The organism is Xanthomonas sp. AC360 (assembly GCF_979258225.1).
The window spans coordinates 251,628-268,906 of the sequence record NZ_OZ409846.1 but is presented as its reverse complement, the minus strand read 5'-3'; the positions used below and the strand labels follow the sequence as shown (position 1 = coordinate 268,906).

The 17,279-nt window shown below is 63.4% G+C and carries 11 protein-coding genes; 7 read left to right on the top strand and 4 right to left on the bottom strand.

Annotated features, from left to right (window positions below; all coding sequences use genetic code 11):
• Nucleotides 1-70: 70 nt before the first annotated feature.
• From thiC to ACZZ0O_RS01085, 4 genes are all read left to right on the top strand, one after another.
• Entirely contained in the window at nt 71-1,948 is a 1,878-nt protein-coding gene (gene thiC, locus ACZZ0O_RS01100) for a phosphomethylpyrimidine synthase ThiC (RefSeq protein ID WP_463591983.1), read from the top strand.
• Nucleotides 1,949-2,366: 418 nt separating this feature from the next.
• A complete protein-coding gene (locus ACZZ0O_RS01095; protein ID WP_463591982.1) occupies nt 2,367-4,706 on the top strand; it encodes a winged helix-turn-helix domain-containing protein in 2,340 nt (779 codons plus the stop codon).
• A gap of 110 nt (nt 4,707-4,816) precedes the next feature.
• A complete protein-coding gene (locus ACZZ0O_RS01090) occupies nt 4,817-5,710 on the top strand; it encodes a helix-turn-helix domain-containing protein (protein ID WP_055848457.1) in 894 nt (297 codons plus the stop codon).
• A gap of 48 nt (nt 5,711-5,758) precedes the next feature.
• A complete protein-coding gene (locus ACZZ0O_RS01085) occupies nt 5,759-8,647 on the top strand; it encodes a TonB-dependent receptor plug domain-containing protein (protein WP_055848459.1) in 2,889 nt (962 codons plus the stop codon).
• Nucleotides 8,648-8,951: 304 nt separating this feature from the next.
• On the opposite strand, the gene ACZZ0O_RS01080 is transcribed toward ACZZ0O_RS01085, so the two are convergent.
• Together ACZZ0O_RS01080 and ppa are read right to left on the bottom strand one after the other, a co-directional pair.
• Nucleotides 8,952-10,067 carry an HDOD domain-containing protein gene (locus tag ACZZ0O_RS01080; protein WP_055848462.1) on the bottom strand — a complete coding sequence of 372 codons (1,116 nt, stop codon included), beginning with the start codon at nt 10,065-10,067 and terminating at the stop codon, nt 8,952-8,954.
• A gap of 147 nt (nt 10,068-10,214) precedes the next feature.
• Nucleotides 10,215-10,751, bottom strand: coding sequence for an inorganic diphosphatase (ppa, locus tag ACZZ0O_RS01075; RefSeq protein ID WP_005990841.1), 537 nt, complete (start codon nt 10,749-10,751; stop codon nt 10,215-10,217).
• 196 nt (nt 10,752-10,947) lie between these two features.
• Here ppa and ACZZ0O_RS01070 point away from each other — a divergent pair, with 196 nt between their 5' ends.
• Nucleotides 10,948-11,430, top strand: coding sequence for a hypothetical protein (locus ACZZ0O_RS01070; protein WP_463591981.1), 483 nt, complete (start codon nt 10,948-10,950; stop codon nt 11,428-11,430).
• 205 nt (nt 11,431-11,635) lie between these two features.
• On the opposite strand, the gene ACZZ0O_RS01065 is transcribed toward ACZZ0O_RS01070, so the two are convergent.
• Entirely contained in the window at nt 11,636-13,663 is a 2,028-nt protein-coding gene (locus ACZZ0O_RS01065) for a sodium-translocating pyrophosphatase (protein WP_463591980.1), read from the bottom strand.
• A gap of 248 nt (nt 13,664-13,911) precedes the next feature.
• On the opposite strand from ACZZ0O_RS01065, the gene ACZZ0O_RS01060 reads away from it, so the two are divergent.
• Both ACZZ0O_RS01060 and ACZZ0O_RS01055 read left to right on the top strand, forming a co-directional pair.
• Nucleotides 13,912-14,436, top strand: a complete 525-nt coding sequence (locus tag ACZZ0O_RS01060) for a hypothetical protein (RefSeq protein WP_463591979.1) — start codon at nt 13,912-13,914, stop codon at nt 14,434-14,436.
• Between the two features lie 446 nt (nt 14,437-14,882).
• Nucleotides 14,883-15,554, top strand: coding sequence for a hypothetical protein (locus tag ACZZ0O_RS01055; RefSeq protein WP_463591978.1), 672 nt, complete (start codon nt 14,883-14,885; stop codon nt 15,552-15,554).
• Between the two features lie 359 nt (nt 15,555-15,913).
• Here the strand turns inward: ACZZ0O_RS01055 and ACZZ0O_RS01050 are convergent, their stop codons facing one another.
• Nucleotides 15,914-17,170, bottom strand: coding sequence for a 6-phosphofructokinase (locus ACZZ0O_RS01050; RefSeq protein ID WP_463591977.1), 1,257 nt, complete (start codon nt 17,168-17,170; stop codon nt 15,914-15,916).
• Nucleotides 17,171-17,279 lie beyond the last annotated feature (109 nt).

Genomic DNA, 17,279 nt, shown 5'->3' with positions numbered 1-17,279 from the left:
GTCCGCACTGCGACTTCTTCGCAGAGCCAGCGCCCTTGGTGCTGGTTTTCCAGCACACAGGACGAACGCCATGAATGCCGCGCCCACCGTTTTGCAACAACAAGCCCAATCGTTATCCGAGGCTGTGACCCAGCCGATCCCCGGCTCTCGCAAGATCTTCGTTTCCGGCTCGCGTGCCGACCTGCAGGTGCCGATGCGCGAGATCGTATTGACGCGCACGCCGACGCTATTCGGTGGCGAAGACAATGCGCCCCTCAGCGTCTACGACACCTCCGGGCCGTACACCGATCCGCAGGCGGCGATCGATCTTGCTGCCGGCCTCGCGCCGTTGCGTGCCGACTGGATTGCCGAACGTGGCGATACGGTGGCGCTGGACACCCTGAGCTCGCACTTCGGGCGCGGCCGCGAACACGATGCGCGGCTGGATGCGGTGCGCTTCCCCGCACGCCGCCTGCCACGGGTGGCGCGCGCCGGTGCCAATGTCACCCAGATGCATTACGCACGGCGTGGCATCGTCACTCCGGAGATGGAGTTCGTGGCGATCCGCGAGAACCAGCGCCTGGAGGCCGTCACCGATGCGATGCTGCGCAAGCAACATCCCGGCGAAGCGTTCGGTGCGTCGATCCAGCAACGCATCACGCCGGAATTCGTGCGCGACGAAATCGCCCGCGGGCGGGCGATCCTGCCCAACAACATCAACCACCCGGAAAGCGAACCGATGATCATCGGTCGCAATTTCCTGACCAAGATCAACGCCAACATCGGGAACAGCGCGGTGTCGTCTGGCATTGCCGAAGAAGTGGAAAAGCTGGTGTGGTCGATCCGCTGGGGCGGCGACACGGTGATGGATCTGTCGACCGGCAAGCACATCCATGAAACGCGCGAGTGGATCATCCGCAACTCGCCGGTGCCGATCGGCACGGTGCCGATCTATCAGGCGCTGGAAAAAGTCGATGGTCGTGCGGAAGAACTGACCTGGGAAATCTTTCGCGACACCTTGATCGAGCAGGCCGAGCAGGGCGTGGACTACTTCACCATCCACGCCGGTGTGCTGTTGCGCTATGTGCCGCTCACTGCGAAGCGGGTGACGGGCATCGTGTCGCGTGGTGGATCGATCATGGCCAAGTGGTGTCTGGCGCACCACAAAGAGAACTTTCTCTACACGCACTTCGAAGATATCTGCCAGATCATGAAGGCCTACGACGTGGCGTTTTCGCTGGGCGATGGGTTACGTCCTGGTTGCATCGCCGATGCCAACGACGCCGCGCAGTTCGGTGAGCTGGAGACGCTGGGCGAGTTGACCAAACTGGCGTGGAAGCACGACGTGCAGACCATGATCGAAGGACCGGGTCATGTGCCGATGCAGTTGATCAAGGAGAACATGGACAAGCAGCTGCGCGAATGCGGCGAAGCGCCGTTCTACACCTTGGGGCCGTTGACCACGGACATCGCGCCCGGCTACGACCACATCACCAGCGCGATCGGCGCGGCGATGATCGGCTGGTTCGGTACCGCGATGCTCTGCTATGTCACGCCAAAGGAGCATCTGGGCCTGCCCAACCGACAGGACGTGCGCGACGGCATCATGGCCTACAAGATTGCCGCGCATGCGGCCGATCTGGCCAAGGGACATCCAGGCGCACAGGTGCGCGACAACGCGCTGAGCAAGGCGCGCTTCGAGTTCCGTTGGGACGACCAGTTCCATCTCGGGCTCGATCCGGAAAAGGCCAAGGAGTTTCACGACGAAACCTTGCCCAAGGACGCGCACAAGCTGGCGCATTTCTGTTCGATGTGCGGGCCGCACTTTTGTTCGATGAAGATCACCCAGGATGTGCGCGACTACGCGGCCGAACATGGCATGGGCGAAGAGCACGCCTTGTCGGCTGGCATGGAAGAGAAGGCCTCGCAGTTTCTGGCGCAGGGCGCGCAGGTCTATCGCGCCTCCTAGTCCGCAGATCTGCATTGGGTTGCCCGTAGCGCACGGCCCGCTTATCAAAAATTCAGCTTTGGTTGACCAGATCGCATCGCTGCGCGCAAGTGCCGCGATGCGATCGCGCTGCAAGCGGTTACAACAGATAAGGCTTTGCGGCGTTTTAGCTGAATCGCAGATAAAAAAATCGCGCCAGAAGGCGCGAAGGGAACATCGTAATTATTTGAATTCGTCGGCGAGAGAGAGAGAGCCTGACGTCGCCGCCTGTCATAGGAAGCAACGAGGCATAGAGTAAAATTTGCACCAATTGGATGCATGACACAGTTGGTCGTGGTCCTTTGCTGAATTTGGCGTTTCGCACTCTGTGCGATGCGTCTTTGTAGTCCTTGCATGCCGATGCGTGTCTTTGCCGATGAGTGTTCCTCCTGCTACTGCAATGTCATCTGGCCGGCTGCGTGTCGGGCCGTGTGTGGTCGACGTTGCCTCGCGCGAAGTGCACGCACCGGGCGCGCGGCGGGCGTTGCGATTGCCTCCCAAATCGTTGGCGGTGCTGCTGACCCTGGCACGACAGCCAGGGCAGGTGGTCACGCGCGAGCAGCTGCTCGCCGAGGTGTGGCCGGATACCCTGCCGACCAACGATGTCGTGACCCAGGCGGTGACGCAGCTGCGCAAAGCGTTTGCCAGTAGCGGCAGTCAGCGTTCCGAGTACATCGAGACGATTGCCAAGACCGGGTACCGCCTGATGGCGCCGGTGGCGTGGGAGGCGTACGCGGATGTGCCGGCGATGCAGGCGCAGACCGCATCCACGCCTGCGTCGCCTGGCGTGCAGCAGTCCATGCAGAACGCGCCGTTCGCTACAGATGCGGTGAGCACTGCGGCTGAGGCCAGTCATCGCACGCCGGAACAGGCTACAGCGCCGTCGCCTGCTGCAGCAATGACGCCGCGCCGACGCCGCTGGATGACGCTGGCTGTGGCCAGCCTGGCGCTGGTGGTGGTGCTAGGCCTTGCGGCACGCACGCTGTGGCTGCGTGCGCCGGCAACCGAGGGCGCAACGTCGGCAGCTGTTCCGGGCAGCCCCAAGCGGCCGTACCAGGTCATCACCGCAGGCGGCGGATTCGACCTCACGCCCAGCCTCTCGCCCGACGGCAGCAGGGTGGCCTACGCCTCGCTGACCAGCGATCGGCAGGGGACCTCGATCCTGGTCAAGACGACCGACAACGCGTATCCGCGCGTGCTGGAAGCGCCTGCGCCCGGCATCTCGGATCGACTGCCCGCCTGGTCGCCGGATGGGCGCGAAATCGCGTTCTCCCGGCAATCGCCGGATGGAAGTTGCAGGATCATGATCGCTGCTGCGGCAGGTGAGTCTGCAGCCCGCGAGGTAGTGCGCTGCGATGGCGCGGACATGCTCAGTTTCAGCTGGTCGCCCGACGGCCGCGCGTTGTTGTTCGGCAGCATGACCGGACCGCAAGGTGCGCTCCGAATCCGGCGTCTGGATCTTGAGACCGGGCAATGGCAGGGATTGACGTACAGCGCGCAACCGACCGACTTCGACTACGCACCGCGCTATTCCCCGGACGGGCAATGGATTGTGTTTCTGCGCAATCCGCAGCTGGGCGATCTGTGGCGGATACCCGCGCAAGGTGGCAGCGCGGAGCGATTGACGCACGACAATGCCGATATCCGTGGTTGGAGCTGGTTGCCGGACGGCAGTAGCCTGATCTTCGGGCGTCGCGTAGATAGCGAAGCGCGTTTGTATCGGCTCGATCTGGTCGCTCGCAGCCTGCACGATGTGGGCGTGGACGATGCGCAGGCGCCGGACGTGGCGCACGGGCATCTGGTCTTCGTGCAGCGCAAGCCGCAATTCGGGGTGTATCAGGTCATCCACGACCCCATGAATGGTGGCTACATCCGGCGTCGCCTGTTTCCCTCCAATGGGCGCGACGATCAACCAATGATTGCGCCCGACGGGCATCAGCTCATCTTCGCGTCCAATCGCTCCGGTGCGTATGGGTTGTGGTGGGGCGATGTCACCAATCCTGGCTCGGTGCGGTTGATCGAAGGGATCCGCCCGGATGCGCGACAGGCTGCCGATTGGTCGGCCGATTCGCAGCAAGTGCTGGTCAGCGGAAGCGACGCCGATGGACACGCTGCGCTCTTTGAAGTGACTCCGAGCACCGGCAAGACGGTGCGCCTGCCGGTCCCGCAACCGCGGCCATTGCAGGCGATCCATCTTCCCGATCCCAACCGGTTGCTGGTCGTGGCTGCGGCCGACGATGGTCATACCTTTGCCACGCTATACGACCGCAGCAGCAGCCCCTGGCGCGCGCTGGCCACGCTGCAGGATGTCTCGCAACTGCGCCTGGATCGCATCAGTGGGCAGGTGCTGTTCACGCATCTGAGTGGGGCAGGGCTGTGGCAGGTTGCGCCAACCCTGGCTGCCGATACAGTGCAGCCGGTGGACGCGCAGCAACCATCGCGTTGGCGCTATCGCAGCTGGGCGCCGGGAACCCAGGGTCAGGTGCATTACCTGTCGTCCAATGACAGTTGCGCCACGCACGACAGTGCGCTCGGTGGTGGTCGCGCGCAGTGCCTGGACGCGGCGAAGTTCACCACCATCAACGGTTTCAGCCTGGATCAGCGCAGCGGTGCGATGTATGTGGCGCTGGCCGAAGAAGACGGCAGCGCGATCGCCTACATGGCATTGCCGGAGCAGCCATCGGTGTCCGTCGGCTTTATCTCCAACCTGTTGATGGTGTTGAGAAAAATAGCCTCGTAACTCCTTCGGAAAGGCTTCGTGGCAATTTCGGCAGAGCTTCGTCGAAACGTCCTGACTCACGCCAGATTCGGCAAAACACTACGCCCTCTTTTGTACAAGGGGCTGCCAACATGCAACAGGTCATCACTGCCGATCGCGGGCTCGCACTCTGCCTGGACGGTGCCAGCGACTCGACATCGACCACCTGTCTGGCCGTCTCGCGTTTGGGCAGCATCCGTACCGCCGCTGCGACATTCACCTTGTGGGTGCAGTTGCGGGGTCGCGCCTGGGTAGAGTCCAAGGAAGGCCGTTTCCGGCTGCGCGCCGGCGACTGGATCGCCTTCGACAAGGATTCGCATCCCACCGTGCAGGCAGATCGCAGCGCGCTGTGCGTTGGCGTCAGCCTGGATGGCACCAGCTTGCAGTCGTTGGCCGAGTTGACCGACGCCACGCTGTACCCGGGCCGTAGTCAGTTGTCGCGCAGCGACCTGCGCATTGCGCTGCGGCTGTGGCGTAACGCGGCACTGCAGAGCGGCAGCGCATCGGCGCGCCCGTTGTTGCTGCATCTGGCGGCAATGCAGCGCGACTTCGTCGAGCAGGAGCAGCGTTGCCCGGGTCGCTCGCGTAGCCGCCGCCGTCAAGTGTTCGGCCGCATGCAGCGCGCCCGGCTCTATCTGGAAGGCAACAGCGACCGCGTGGTGCGTATCAGCGAACTGGCGCAGCTGACCAACTTCTCCAGTTGGTACGTCTCCAAGACATTCCAGAGCCTGTACGAAGAGAGCCCGCAGGCGTTGTCGGCACGTTTGCGGCTGGAGCGAGCCTCCGACTTGCTGCGCGATACCTCGATGATGATTGGTGAGGTTGCGGCCGCAAGCGGGTTCGACAATTGCTGCAGCTTCGCACGCGCATTTCGTGCGCGTTTTGGTGTCTCTGCATCGCGTTATCGCGAGCAGACGACCAATCCGCCAGATTCGGCAAAGCCACGGAACGTGACGCGCAAAGCGACGGCGTTCACGCAAACGTAATTTGCACGGGGGCGCTTAACGCGCCACTAACGAACCCTGGAGAGATTGATGAACCTTCGCACCTCCGCAGTGCGGCTGGGCCTGTTGCCCGCCGGTATTGCGATCGCGTTGACGCCGGCTTTTGCCGCCAACGCACAAGAGCAGTCCGCCCCGTCGACCACGACGCTGGACCGCATCGAAATCACCGGCTCGCGCATCCGCTCGGTCGACGTCGAAACCGCACAGCCGGTCTTCACCGTCTCCCAGCAGGACATTCAGAAGTCCGGCCTGGTGAGCGTTGGTGACATCCTCCAGAACCTGTCGATTGCCGGTACGCAGACTTACAGCAAGGCTGCTGTGCTGACCTCCGATCCGGAACAGGGCGGCCAGTACGTCAACCTCTACAACCTGGGTGAGAACCGTACCCTGGTGTTGGTGAACGGCAAGCGTTGGACCAGCAGCCTGAACGGCCTGACCGACATGTCCACCATCCCGAGCTCGCTGATCGAGCGCATCGAAGTCCTGAAGGATGGCGCCTCGGCGATCTACGGCTCCGACGCTGTGGCCGGTGTGGTCAACATCATCCTGCGTCAGAACTACGACGGTGCGGAAGCCTCGGCGTACTTCGGCCAGAACGGTCGTGGCGACGGTTCCAAGGAGCAGTACTCCTTCACCGCCGGCACCACCACCGACCGCGCCTCGCTGGTGTTCGGCGTCAACTACACCAACGAAGACCCGGTGTGGGCCAAGGACCGCGCGCTGACCCGTTACTCGGCCGGCCCGAACCACATCGAAGATGGTCTGAGTGCAACCGGCCCGTGGGGTCGCTTCACCTCCAACGACCAGACCTACATCCTCAACCACACCGGTTCGTTCGACGGCCGTGGCGTGGGCGCGGATTCGCGCAACATCGCCAACTACCACAACGACATCACCACCGACGACTACTTCAATTCCGTCGACCAGATGATGTTGCAGCAGTCCAGCCGCAACAAGTCGATCTTCACGACCGGCAGCTACAACCTGACCGACAGCGTGACCTTCAAGTCGACCGCGATGTACTCCGAGCGCGACTCGAACCGTCAAATCGCCGGCTACCCGCTGCAGGCTTCTTCGCAGCCGCAGTTCCCGGTGGCGATCAGTGGCAGCAGCTACTACAACCCGGTTGGCCAGGACATCAACAGCTGGTTCCGCCGTACGGTTGAGTTGCCGCGCACCACCGAAAGCAACGTCAAGACCCTGCATTTCGATGCAGCGCTGGAAGGCGTGTTCGACGTCGGCAGCCACGGCTGGAACTGGGACGTTGGCTTCAACTACAACAAGTACGATGTGACGCAGGTTTCGCGCGGCAACATCAACTTGCTGGCGCTGCAGAAGGCACTGGGCCCGTCGTTCCTCAATGCACAGGGTCAGGTGCAGTGCGGTACCGCAGCGGCTCCGATCGCGCTAGGTACCAGCAATGCGCTGGGCCAGTGCACCCCGTTCAACATCCTTGGTGGCCCGTCGGCTTCCACGCCGAACGCGTTGCAGTACATCAATGCACTTGGTCAGGCCACGCAGCAGAGCCTGAGCAAGCAGTGGACCGCCAACGTCACCGGTGGTCTGTTCGATCTGCCGGCCGGTGAGCTGGGCTTCGCCGCAGGCGTCGAGCACCGCGAAATCAGCGGTTACGACTATCCGGATCAGCTGTCCAGCGCCGGTTACACCACCGACCTGGCGGCACAGGCCACCGAAGGTCGCTACCAGACCAACGAAGCCTACCTGGAGCTGTTGATTCCGGTGCTGAAGGATCTGCCGGGCGCCAAGGAACTGTCGTTCGACGTGGCCGCGCGTTACAGCAACTACAGCCGCTTCGGCGACACCACCAACAGCAAGTTCAGCTTCACCTGGAAGCCGATCGACGACCTGCTGGTGCGCGGTACCTACGGCACCGGTTTCCGTGCGCCGACCCTGTCGGACACCTTCGGTGGCGGCTCGCAGACGTTCGATACCTTCACCGATCCGTGCGACGCCACCTTTGGCTCGCTGGGCAACGCGGGCGTGGCAGCACGTTGCGCTGGCGAAGGCTTGCCGGCTGGCTTCCGTCAGACCGATACCGCGGGCAACGCGGTCACGCGTCGCGACGTGCAGGGCAACGCACCGTTCAACTCTGGCGTGGGCAATGCCGAACTCGAACCCGAGTACAGCATCACCCGCACCGTGGGCATGGTCTACAGCCCGCATTGGGTGCAGGGCCTGGACTTCTCGCTGGACTGGTACCGCATTTCGATCTCCAACATCATCACCGCGTTGACGGCCAATGATGTGTTGAACAACTGCTACCTCAACAATCTGGCCAGCTACTGCGCCGACTACGGTCGCGACGCGGTCACCGGCCAGGTCACCACGCTGAGCCGCGGCAACGTCAACCTGGGCCGTCTGGAAACCGAAGGCTACAACTTCGGTGTGCGTTACCGCATGCCGGAAACCGCGTACGGCAAGTTCGCAGTCAACCTGGACACCAACTACCTGGCGACCTACAAGTCGCAGGCAGAAGCCGGTGCCGAGTGGGCAAACTCCGCCGGCTACTGGAACTTCCCGCGCGTGCGTGCCACCTTGGGTCTGGACTGGTCGCTGGGCGCGTTGTCGGCCAACTGGAACCTGCGTTACTACGGCGGCTTCCGCGATTACTGCTGGGATGCAGCGGCAGGCATCGAGTGCAACAACCCGAACTACCAGACCCCGAATCCGGGCTGGGGCGGCGGTACCGGTTCCAACAAGAAGGGCTCGATCTCCTATCAGGACGTCTCTGTCACTTGGCAGGCTCCGTGGGATGGCAGCGTGACCGTTGGTGCCCGCAACATCTGGAACAAGCAGCCGCCGGTGACCTACTCGATCACCAACAGCAGCACTGCGGCGATCGATCCGATGCTGGATTACGACCGCTTCCTGTTCGTGCAGTACAACCAGCGCTTCTGATCATCGAAGCGTCGTAACGAAAAGCGGGCCGAAAGGCCCGCTTTTTTTATGTCCGTCATTCCTGGTGCCGGGATGCGACGAACACAATGCTCATGCGTTGTGTCGTGCGCCAGCGCTGCGTAGAAACCTGCATAGCCATCTGGAAGGGCGCATCCCGGTGTCCAGGGCAACCATGCGAACGCTGCACGCTGCACGCTGCAAGGGGCTGCTGCACCCCTCCGCGCTATCTGCAACGCCAACGAAAAAGGCGCGAATCTCTCGCGCCTTTTCTTGTTTCATTATTCGCACCAATTGGTGCGGCAACTCACGCCTCGGCAAGTCCCAGCAACGTCTCGGCCTGCTCGCGCCAGGTCGGCAGTCGGGAAATGACGCCGACCTTGGACAGATACTCTTCGTCCACCGTCTCGCCGCTGGCCAGTGCCGTGGCGACGTGCACCGCACCGGTCACCCAGAAACTGCGCAGGCTGGAGCGCTGCGGATGGCGATGGAACGCCACCGCTTCGATGATCGGCATCGGCAGGCCCCACAGGCCAAGCAGATACGCGCCGGCTTCGGTATGGCCCAGGCGCTCGTCGCCGCCTTCCAGTGGCGGTTCGCGCTCGTCGCGCACGCCAGGCAACAGCAGGCCGATGTCGGCCAGCAAGGCGGCGGTGGAGCCGAGTTCGGCGCTGGTGGGGGGCAACACTTTCGCCGCCAGTCGCGAAGAGAGCAGGGCGCGGCGCTGCATCGCGCTGCGCTCGGCCGGGGTCAGCGTCTGCACCGAGAACACTTCGCTGGCCAGCACCAGGTCGCGCAGCGTCGCCACACCCAGGCGGGTGACCGCCGTGCGCAGGTCGGTGATGCTGCGTCCGCCGGAAAAGAACGCCGAATTGCACAGCTGCAGCACCTTGGCCGCAATCGCCGGGTCGCCGGCGATGAGCTTGGCGATGTCGGCCGCATCGGCGCCATCGTCTTCTTCCAGCGCATGCATAAGACTCAGATACAGATGCGGCGGCGAGGGCAGCTTTTCGATACGCCCGATCGCCGCGCGCAAGCGCGGATTGCTGAGCAGGTCGCGCAGTTCTTCCAGGCTGGTGACGGCCTCGAGCAGCACTTCCGGCGCCAGCGGCATCGGCAGGAAACGATGGGCCACGCCGATGATGCGGGCCGGCGGCGTCCGCTGGCCGTCCTGGGCATCGATCAGCGCGATGCGGATCGTATCCGGGCGCAGCGTGCGGATCTGCCCCAGCAACGTGGCAGCAGTCAGGTCCGGTAACACCGGGGCAACGATGACGGCATCGAATGGCGACAACGCGGCAGCTTCGATCGCCGAATTTCCATCGGCTACCTGCTGCGCCTGCCACTGGTCGCCGAGATCGGCGACGTAGTCGACCAGGTCGGACGGAAGACTGGCTTCGTCCCCAACAAACAGAATACGCAAGACACTTCCCCAGAAGTCACCGACGGTAGACGCCGGCCAAACGCAACTCGGCAATGTACCCAATCTACCGGCGGCGGTCACCGGGATCACGGCAAAAGCGTGATCCCGGTCGCTCCGCAAGTGCGGAGCAGTGTTACGGCCAACGGCTCAGGGCGCGTCGGAATTATAGCGTTCCACCGATTCGACCAGGATGCGCTTGGCCTCGGCCGCGCCGCCCCAACCGTCGAGCTTGACCCACTTGCCCTTCTCCAGATCCTTGTAATGCTCGAAGAAGTGACCGATGCGCTCCATCCAGTGGCTGGACACCTGGTTGATATCTTCGATATGCGCGTAGCCGGAGAAGATCTTCTCGATCGGCACCGCCAGGATCTTTTCGTCGCTGCCGGCCTCGTCGCTCATGCGCAGCACGCCGACCGGACGGCAGCGCACCACCGACCCCGGGACCAGCGGCAGCGGCAGGACCACCAGCACGTCGGCCGGATCGCCGTCGCCGCACAGGGTGTTGGGCACGTAGCCGTAGTTGCAGGGGTAACGCATCGGGGTCGACAGGATGCGGTCGACAAAGATCGCGCCGCTGGCCTTGTCCACTTCGTACTTGACCGGCTCCGAATCCTTGGGGATTTCGATGACGACGTTGATTTCTTCCGGCAGATTCTTGCCAGAGGTGACCAGTTCAAGGCCCATGCGGGTAGCTCCGAAGCGTCAGCAGTGTGTGGAGCGCGATTCTACGCGTTCGGCTGTTGCGCTGCAGCGACACTGAATGGGCAATCTTCTGAGGGTCCGGTGCGGCATAGCCTGCATTCATCACGGGTGGCCGGCTGATCGTAGGGCCTGGGGACACGGCGCACGCTGCAGGCTCATCCACTGCTCGGGAAACGCCATGTTCAGGCTTGCACGCTTGCTCCTCGTACTGCTGCTGTCTCTCACGGCCCAGGTGGCCGCTGCGGCAACGCCACTGCCCACCTACGTGGACGCGGTGGACTGGCCCGCCAATGGAGAGGGCTGGGAGGCCTTCAGTGATCTGGAGCAGCGCCTGGACCGTGATTTCGACAATATTTGCGGCGACACCTTCTGCGGAGGCGAATTCAGCGACTACCAGCCGCTGCGCTTTCGTTGCTCGGTCCACCGCGTCACCGGCGTGGTGCGCAGCTGCATCTGGACCTTCGGTGCGAGTGAGATCAGCGTCGACCCGCGTAGCGGCTATCTCCGCTCCGACAGCCGGGTCTGGCGTTGCACGGCGCCCCTGAAAGCCGGCACGCGCCTGGACGAGATGTACCGTGTGCTTGCGGTGACCAACCCCTTGTTCGAGCCGCTGCCGGGCGGCGCGCCGCCGATCTACGATGGACTGATTGGCTGTCTTTGAGAGATTGCAACGGCGGGTGTCGTTGCTGCCACGTTGTCGCCTGTGACGGCGCGTGCTGGCAGCGTCGCAGGAACGCCAAACGAGCGCCAATACGTTCGCTGCGAAGACGGTGACGTCAATATTGTCCGACGCGGTAGTCAGCTTTCCCGCGCAATGACCTGCGGCCATATGGCCGCAGGTCCGAGATCCCTGCGGGCATGCCGTGCTACAGCAGCGGCACCAGCAGCAGCGCCACGATGTTGATGATCTTGATCAACGGATTGATTGCCGGCCCTGCAGTGTCCTTGTACGGGTCGCCGACGGTGTCGCCGGTGATTGCCGCCTTATGCGCTTCGCTGCCCTTGCCGCCGAAATGGCCGTCTTCGATGTACTTCTTGGCGTTGTCCCAGGCCCCGCCGCCGGTGGTCATCGAAATGGCCAGGAACAGCCCGGTCACGATGGTGCCGATCAACAATCCACCCAGTGCCCGTGGTCCAAGCAACAGCCCGACCACGATCGGGACCACCACCGGCAACAGCGAGGGCACGATCATTTCGCGGATCGCCGAGCGGGTCAGCATGTCCACCGCGCGGTCGTATTGCGGCTTGGCGGTGCCGGCCATGATGCCGGGGATCTCGCGGAACTGACGGCGTACTTCTTCGACCACTGCGCCCGCCGCGCGGCCCACCGCTTCCATCGCCATGGCGCCGAATAGATAGGGGATCAATCCGCCGATCAATAGACCGATGATCACGGTGTGGTCCGACAGATCGAAGGCGAAGACTTCAGTGGGATTGGCCGCCTGCAGGTTGTGGGTGTAGTCGGCAAACAGCACCAGCGCGGCTAGAGCGGCCGAGCCGATCGCGTAGCCTTTGGTGACCGCCTTGGTGGTGTTGCCGACGGCATCCAAGGGGTCGGTGATCGCGCGCACTTCCGGTGGCAGTTCGGCCATTTCGGCGATGCCACCGGCGTTGTCGGTGATGGGGCCATACGCATCCAGCGCCACGATCATGCCGGCCATCGACAGCATCGCCGTGGCAGCGATCGCAATGCCGTACAGGCCGCCAAAGTGAAACGCACCCCAGATCGCTGCGCACACCGCGATCACTGGCAGCGCGGTGGACTTCATCGAGATGCCAAGCCCGGCAATAATGTTGGTGCCGTGTCCGGTGGTGCTGGCAGAGGCGACATGCTGCACCGGTGCGTATTGGGTGCCGGTGTAGTACTCGGTAATCCACACGATCAGGCCGGTGAGCACCAGGCCGATCAATGCGCAGACGTAAAGCGACGTCGCGCCATGGCTGTTGTCGCGCATCAGGCTCTGGGTGATCGGCCAATAGGCCAGCGCAGCCAGCACGCCGGAGATGATCACGCCTTTGTAGAGCGCCCCCATGATCGAGCCGCCTGCTTTGACCTTGACGAAGGCCGCGCCCACGATCGAGGCGATGATCGAGACACCGCCCAACACCAGCGGATACAGCACCGCATGCGGCCCGGTTTCAGCCAGGGTCAGGCTGCCGAGCAGCATGGTGGCGATCACGGTGACGGCGTAGGTCTCGAACAGATCCGCTGCCATGCCCGCGCAGTCGCCCACGTTATCGCCGACGTTGTCGGCAATCACCGCAGGATTACGCGGGTCGTCTTCGGGGATGCCGGCCTCGACCTTGCCAACCAGATCCGCCCCCACGTCCGCCCCCTTGGTGAAAATACCGCCACCCAGACGCGCGAAGATCGAAATCAACGATGAGCCAAACGCCAGGCCGACCAAGGCATGCAGGTTCTGCTCCAGCGGCAACCCCATGGATTGCAGCACGGCGTAATAACCGGCCACGCCCAGCAAGCCCAGTCCCACCACCAACATGCCGGTGATGGCGCCGCCCCGGAATGCCACATCCATCGCACGGCCGATGCCATGCCGTGCGGCTTCGGCAGTGCGCACATTGGCGCGCACCGACACATTCATGCCGATGTAGCCGGCCAAGCCCGATAGCACCGCGCCGAGCGCGAACCCGATCGCCGTGTACCAGCTCAGAAATAGCCCGACCAATACGAACAGCACGCCGCCGGCGATCGAAATCGTGAGGTACTGCCGGTTGAGATAGGCGCGTGCGCCTTCCTGGATCGCCGCCGCGATCTCCTGCATGCGCGCGTTACCGCTTGGCTGCGCGACCACCCAGCGCGCCGACACGATCCCGTACAAAATTGCCAATACCGCACAGCCCAGCGCAAGCCCTAACCCGTAGTGTTCCAGCATGACCCCTCCCAAGAGAATGGATGTCATCCGGTCGGGACGAACCAAGGGCGACGCACGCAACGAGTGACAACGAATACGGACTCGACGGCCACAAGGGCCGTAATGCGCGTCGCGATGTTCAGGTGGCCGGATCGCGATCGAGTATGCGCCGCAGCTTGCAGGGGTGCCACCACCGCGGCTTTGGCGCGTCGTTCAGTCGCGACATGACAGCCTGCGGCCAACGTGACCGAGCCGATCCAGGAGTAACTATGTCGAACGATGCCGCGTCCAGGTACGCTGCTGTGCTGGCCGCCATGCTGTTTACCGGTAGCGCAATCGCTGCAGATCCAACGCCGGAGTTGAAGGCACGCCCGCCTGGCACTGCGCAAGCCGTCGGTGCAGTACACACTTTGCGACAGATTCCAGAAGCCTGTGCCCGCTTGGAAGGTGTGTTCACCGGCAATGCTGCACAGCCCTACACGTTCTCGGTTGTGCGCAGCAGCCCCACCTGTCAGCCACGTGCGCGCTTTGTGGACTACGCCAAGGCAACACCGAGTGTTGCGTCGGGCTGGATCTTCAACGACGTGATCCGCGTCCCAAGCGCGGCCTGCCCGAGTCAACAGGCGGTCGTGCGCGTGTGGCGCAAACCGGTCGATGCCAAACCGCAGCTCGACGGCCAAGGCCAGTCACGCATCTACCTGGAAGATGCCAAGCAACAAGCGGCCGCCGGCAAGATCCCGCAGGTGCCGATGTTTGCTGCGCAGCAGACGATGGAAGGCAAGGCCTGCCAGTAACCTCTGCGGCATCAATGCTGGGGCACTACGGCTGCTTGAGTGATGCGGGCATCCGCATGACATGAGACTTCGTAGCGGCATGCCATGCAGTTGACGCATCGATGAGGAATGATGCCGGTGTTGCTATCGATGCCGCGGCCTTGTTTGCGTATCCACATTGGCGCAGTGATCCAAGCATCGCTCAAGCTTTAAGAAGCACCGTCGTACCGGCTTGCATTTACGCATGGTCACTGCCCTGCGCATTTGGAGTGACCACTGGTACTGCGAACCAAAACGCGTGTTGCCGCCGGTTAGCGGTTTAGTGGTCGGCATCGGCTTGTGCCGCGCGTGCACTCCGGACCCGGAAGGCCAGTCGCCCGCATCTGATGGGCGCTGGCAACGATATGCCGCTGCGCTTGGCGCTGTAACGAGTCGCGCAGCAGCTACGCTGATTTTTGAGAACGTCTATGAAGGTATTGCGTTGTTCCCCGGGCCTGCTTGCCTTCTTCGCACTGTGGCACCCGGTAACGGTGCGCGCAGCGGCGAGCATGGTGGTCGACGACGCCGGCGTCACGCCGCGTGGCCAATGCCAGCTGGAAGCCTGGTGGCGTGCAATGCCAGGTGGTGCATCGGCCACGGCGGTACCTGCCTGCAATGTCCTGGGTACGGAATTTTCATTGGGAATAACCGATGTCCGGCATGGATCTGCCGCGCTCGATCTAGGGGCCAAACACACGCTTCGCGATCCGGAACAGCATGCCTTGGGGTTGGCAGTCGCGGTCGGGCTGCAGCGTGCCTGGCAGGAACCACAGCAACGCGCGAGTTATCTCACCGTTCCGCTGACATGGTCGCTTGGCGCAGATGCGGCCACGCGAATTCATTTCAACCTTGGTGTCGTCGCAATGCATACCGGGCCCGATGCCACCACTGCAGGGGGTGGTCTGGAGCAAGTGCTTACCCCCAAATGGACAGTGTTGGCCGAAGCGTCCGGAGACGATCACAACGGGCAGGGCGCACAATTTGGCATGCGCCGGCTGATGGGCAAGACGTCCAGCGTCGACCTAGTGATCGGGCGTGACCAGACAGCAGCACCACGCGGATGGATCACGCTGGGGGTCAACCTGGCAATGTCGCCGTGATCTTTCTGGTCTCAGCGCATCTCAGCGCTAGGCAATACCGCCTTGCTTCCATCCGCGCCCGCTCTGCCGGCTCATTGAAGGCGAGGTTCTGTCGCTCTTCGATTGCAGTGGTCTGCATTCCGGACCATGCCGCGCGTTGCAAAGGTGGAGAGGCATACATGCAAGTGTTAGTCAGCGGCCCCCCAGCTCGGCAATCGGGAGGTTCCCTATATCGAATGGCTCGGCAGGCAGCCGCCTCCTGATGGCGGTTGCCTGCGTTATAGAGCACCGCAGTCGGAGATGCCGCAGACGGCCCAGCGCCTGCTAGCGTGGGCGTCCTGGCACGGATGCGCTAGCGAGGGCGCCGCACTGGGGCGGCCTCACCCCTCCCACACCGGCAATTTCTTCGCCACCGCCACGTTCTTCAACGTCACATACTTGGGCAGGCCGTCGTTACCGTAGGCCAGCGGGGCTTCGCCCTTGATCAGTGGGGCGAAATAGCGGCGGGCGCGGTCGGTGATGCCGAAGCCATCCTTGCGCAGGAAGCTGGGCGGCATCTTCTTTTCGTGATTGGCCACCTTGTGCAGCGGGGCGGGCACGATCTTCCAGCGATAGGGGGCGTCGCTGACGCGTTCTATCACCGGAATCACCGCGTTCATGCCTTTGAGTGCGTATTGCACGGCGGCCTTGCCGACGGCCTGGGCCTGTTCCCAGTCGGTCTTGGAGGCGAGGTGGCGCGCGGAACGCTGCAGGTAATCCGGCAGGGTCCAGTGCACCTTGTAGCCCAGTTCCTGTTTGACCTGTGCGGCGAGGAATGCGGCGACACCGCCCAGTTGCGCGTGGCCGAATGAGTCGGCTGCGCCACCGGCATCGGCGACGAAGTTGCCGTGTGCGTCCTGGATGCCTTCGCTGGCGACCACCACGCACCAGCCGACCTTTTCGACGACCTGTTTCACCTTGGCCAGGAACGCGGCCTGATCGTAGGCGCGCTCGGGCAGCAGGATGATCTGCGGTGCATCGTCCGGGCCCTGACCTGCGAGCCCTGCTGCGGCCGCAAGCCAGCCGGCGTGGCGGCCCATCGCTTCGTAGATGAAAACCTTGGTGGAGGTGTCGGCCATCGCGGCGACATCCAGTGCGGCTTCGCGCACCGACACCGCGGTGTATTTGGCCGCCGAGCCGAAGCCGGGGCAGGTGTCGGTTACCGCAAGATCGTTGTCGATGGTCTTGGGCACGCCGATGCAGTGCAGCGGGTAGCCGTAGGCCTTGGCCAGCTGCGAGACCTTCCATGCGGTGTCGGCCGAATCGTTGCCGCCGTTGTAGAGGAACCAGCGCACGTCATGTGCGCGCAGCACGTCGAGCAGGCGTTCGTACTTGGCGCTGTCCTGTTTGAGCGACTTGAGCTTGTAGCGGCACGAGCCGAACGCGCCGCCGGGTGTCTGTGCCAGTGCGGCAATCGCGGACGCCGATTCCTTGGAGGTGTCGATCAGCTCCTCGCGCAGCGCGCCCAGGATGCCGTTGCGGGCGGCCAATACCTTGATCTTGCGCGCACGCGCTTCGGTGATAACGCCGGCAGCGGTGGCGTTGATGACGGCGGTGACGCCGCCGGATTGGGCATACAACAAGTTGCCAGTGGACATAGGGGGACGGGCTCCTCACATGGAAACATGGCGCAGGGGACAGTGCCGGGACATTCCCCGGATGGGGTAAGCTGCACGACCATACGGTCAGTGCCGGCGAAGGCTTGAG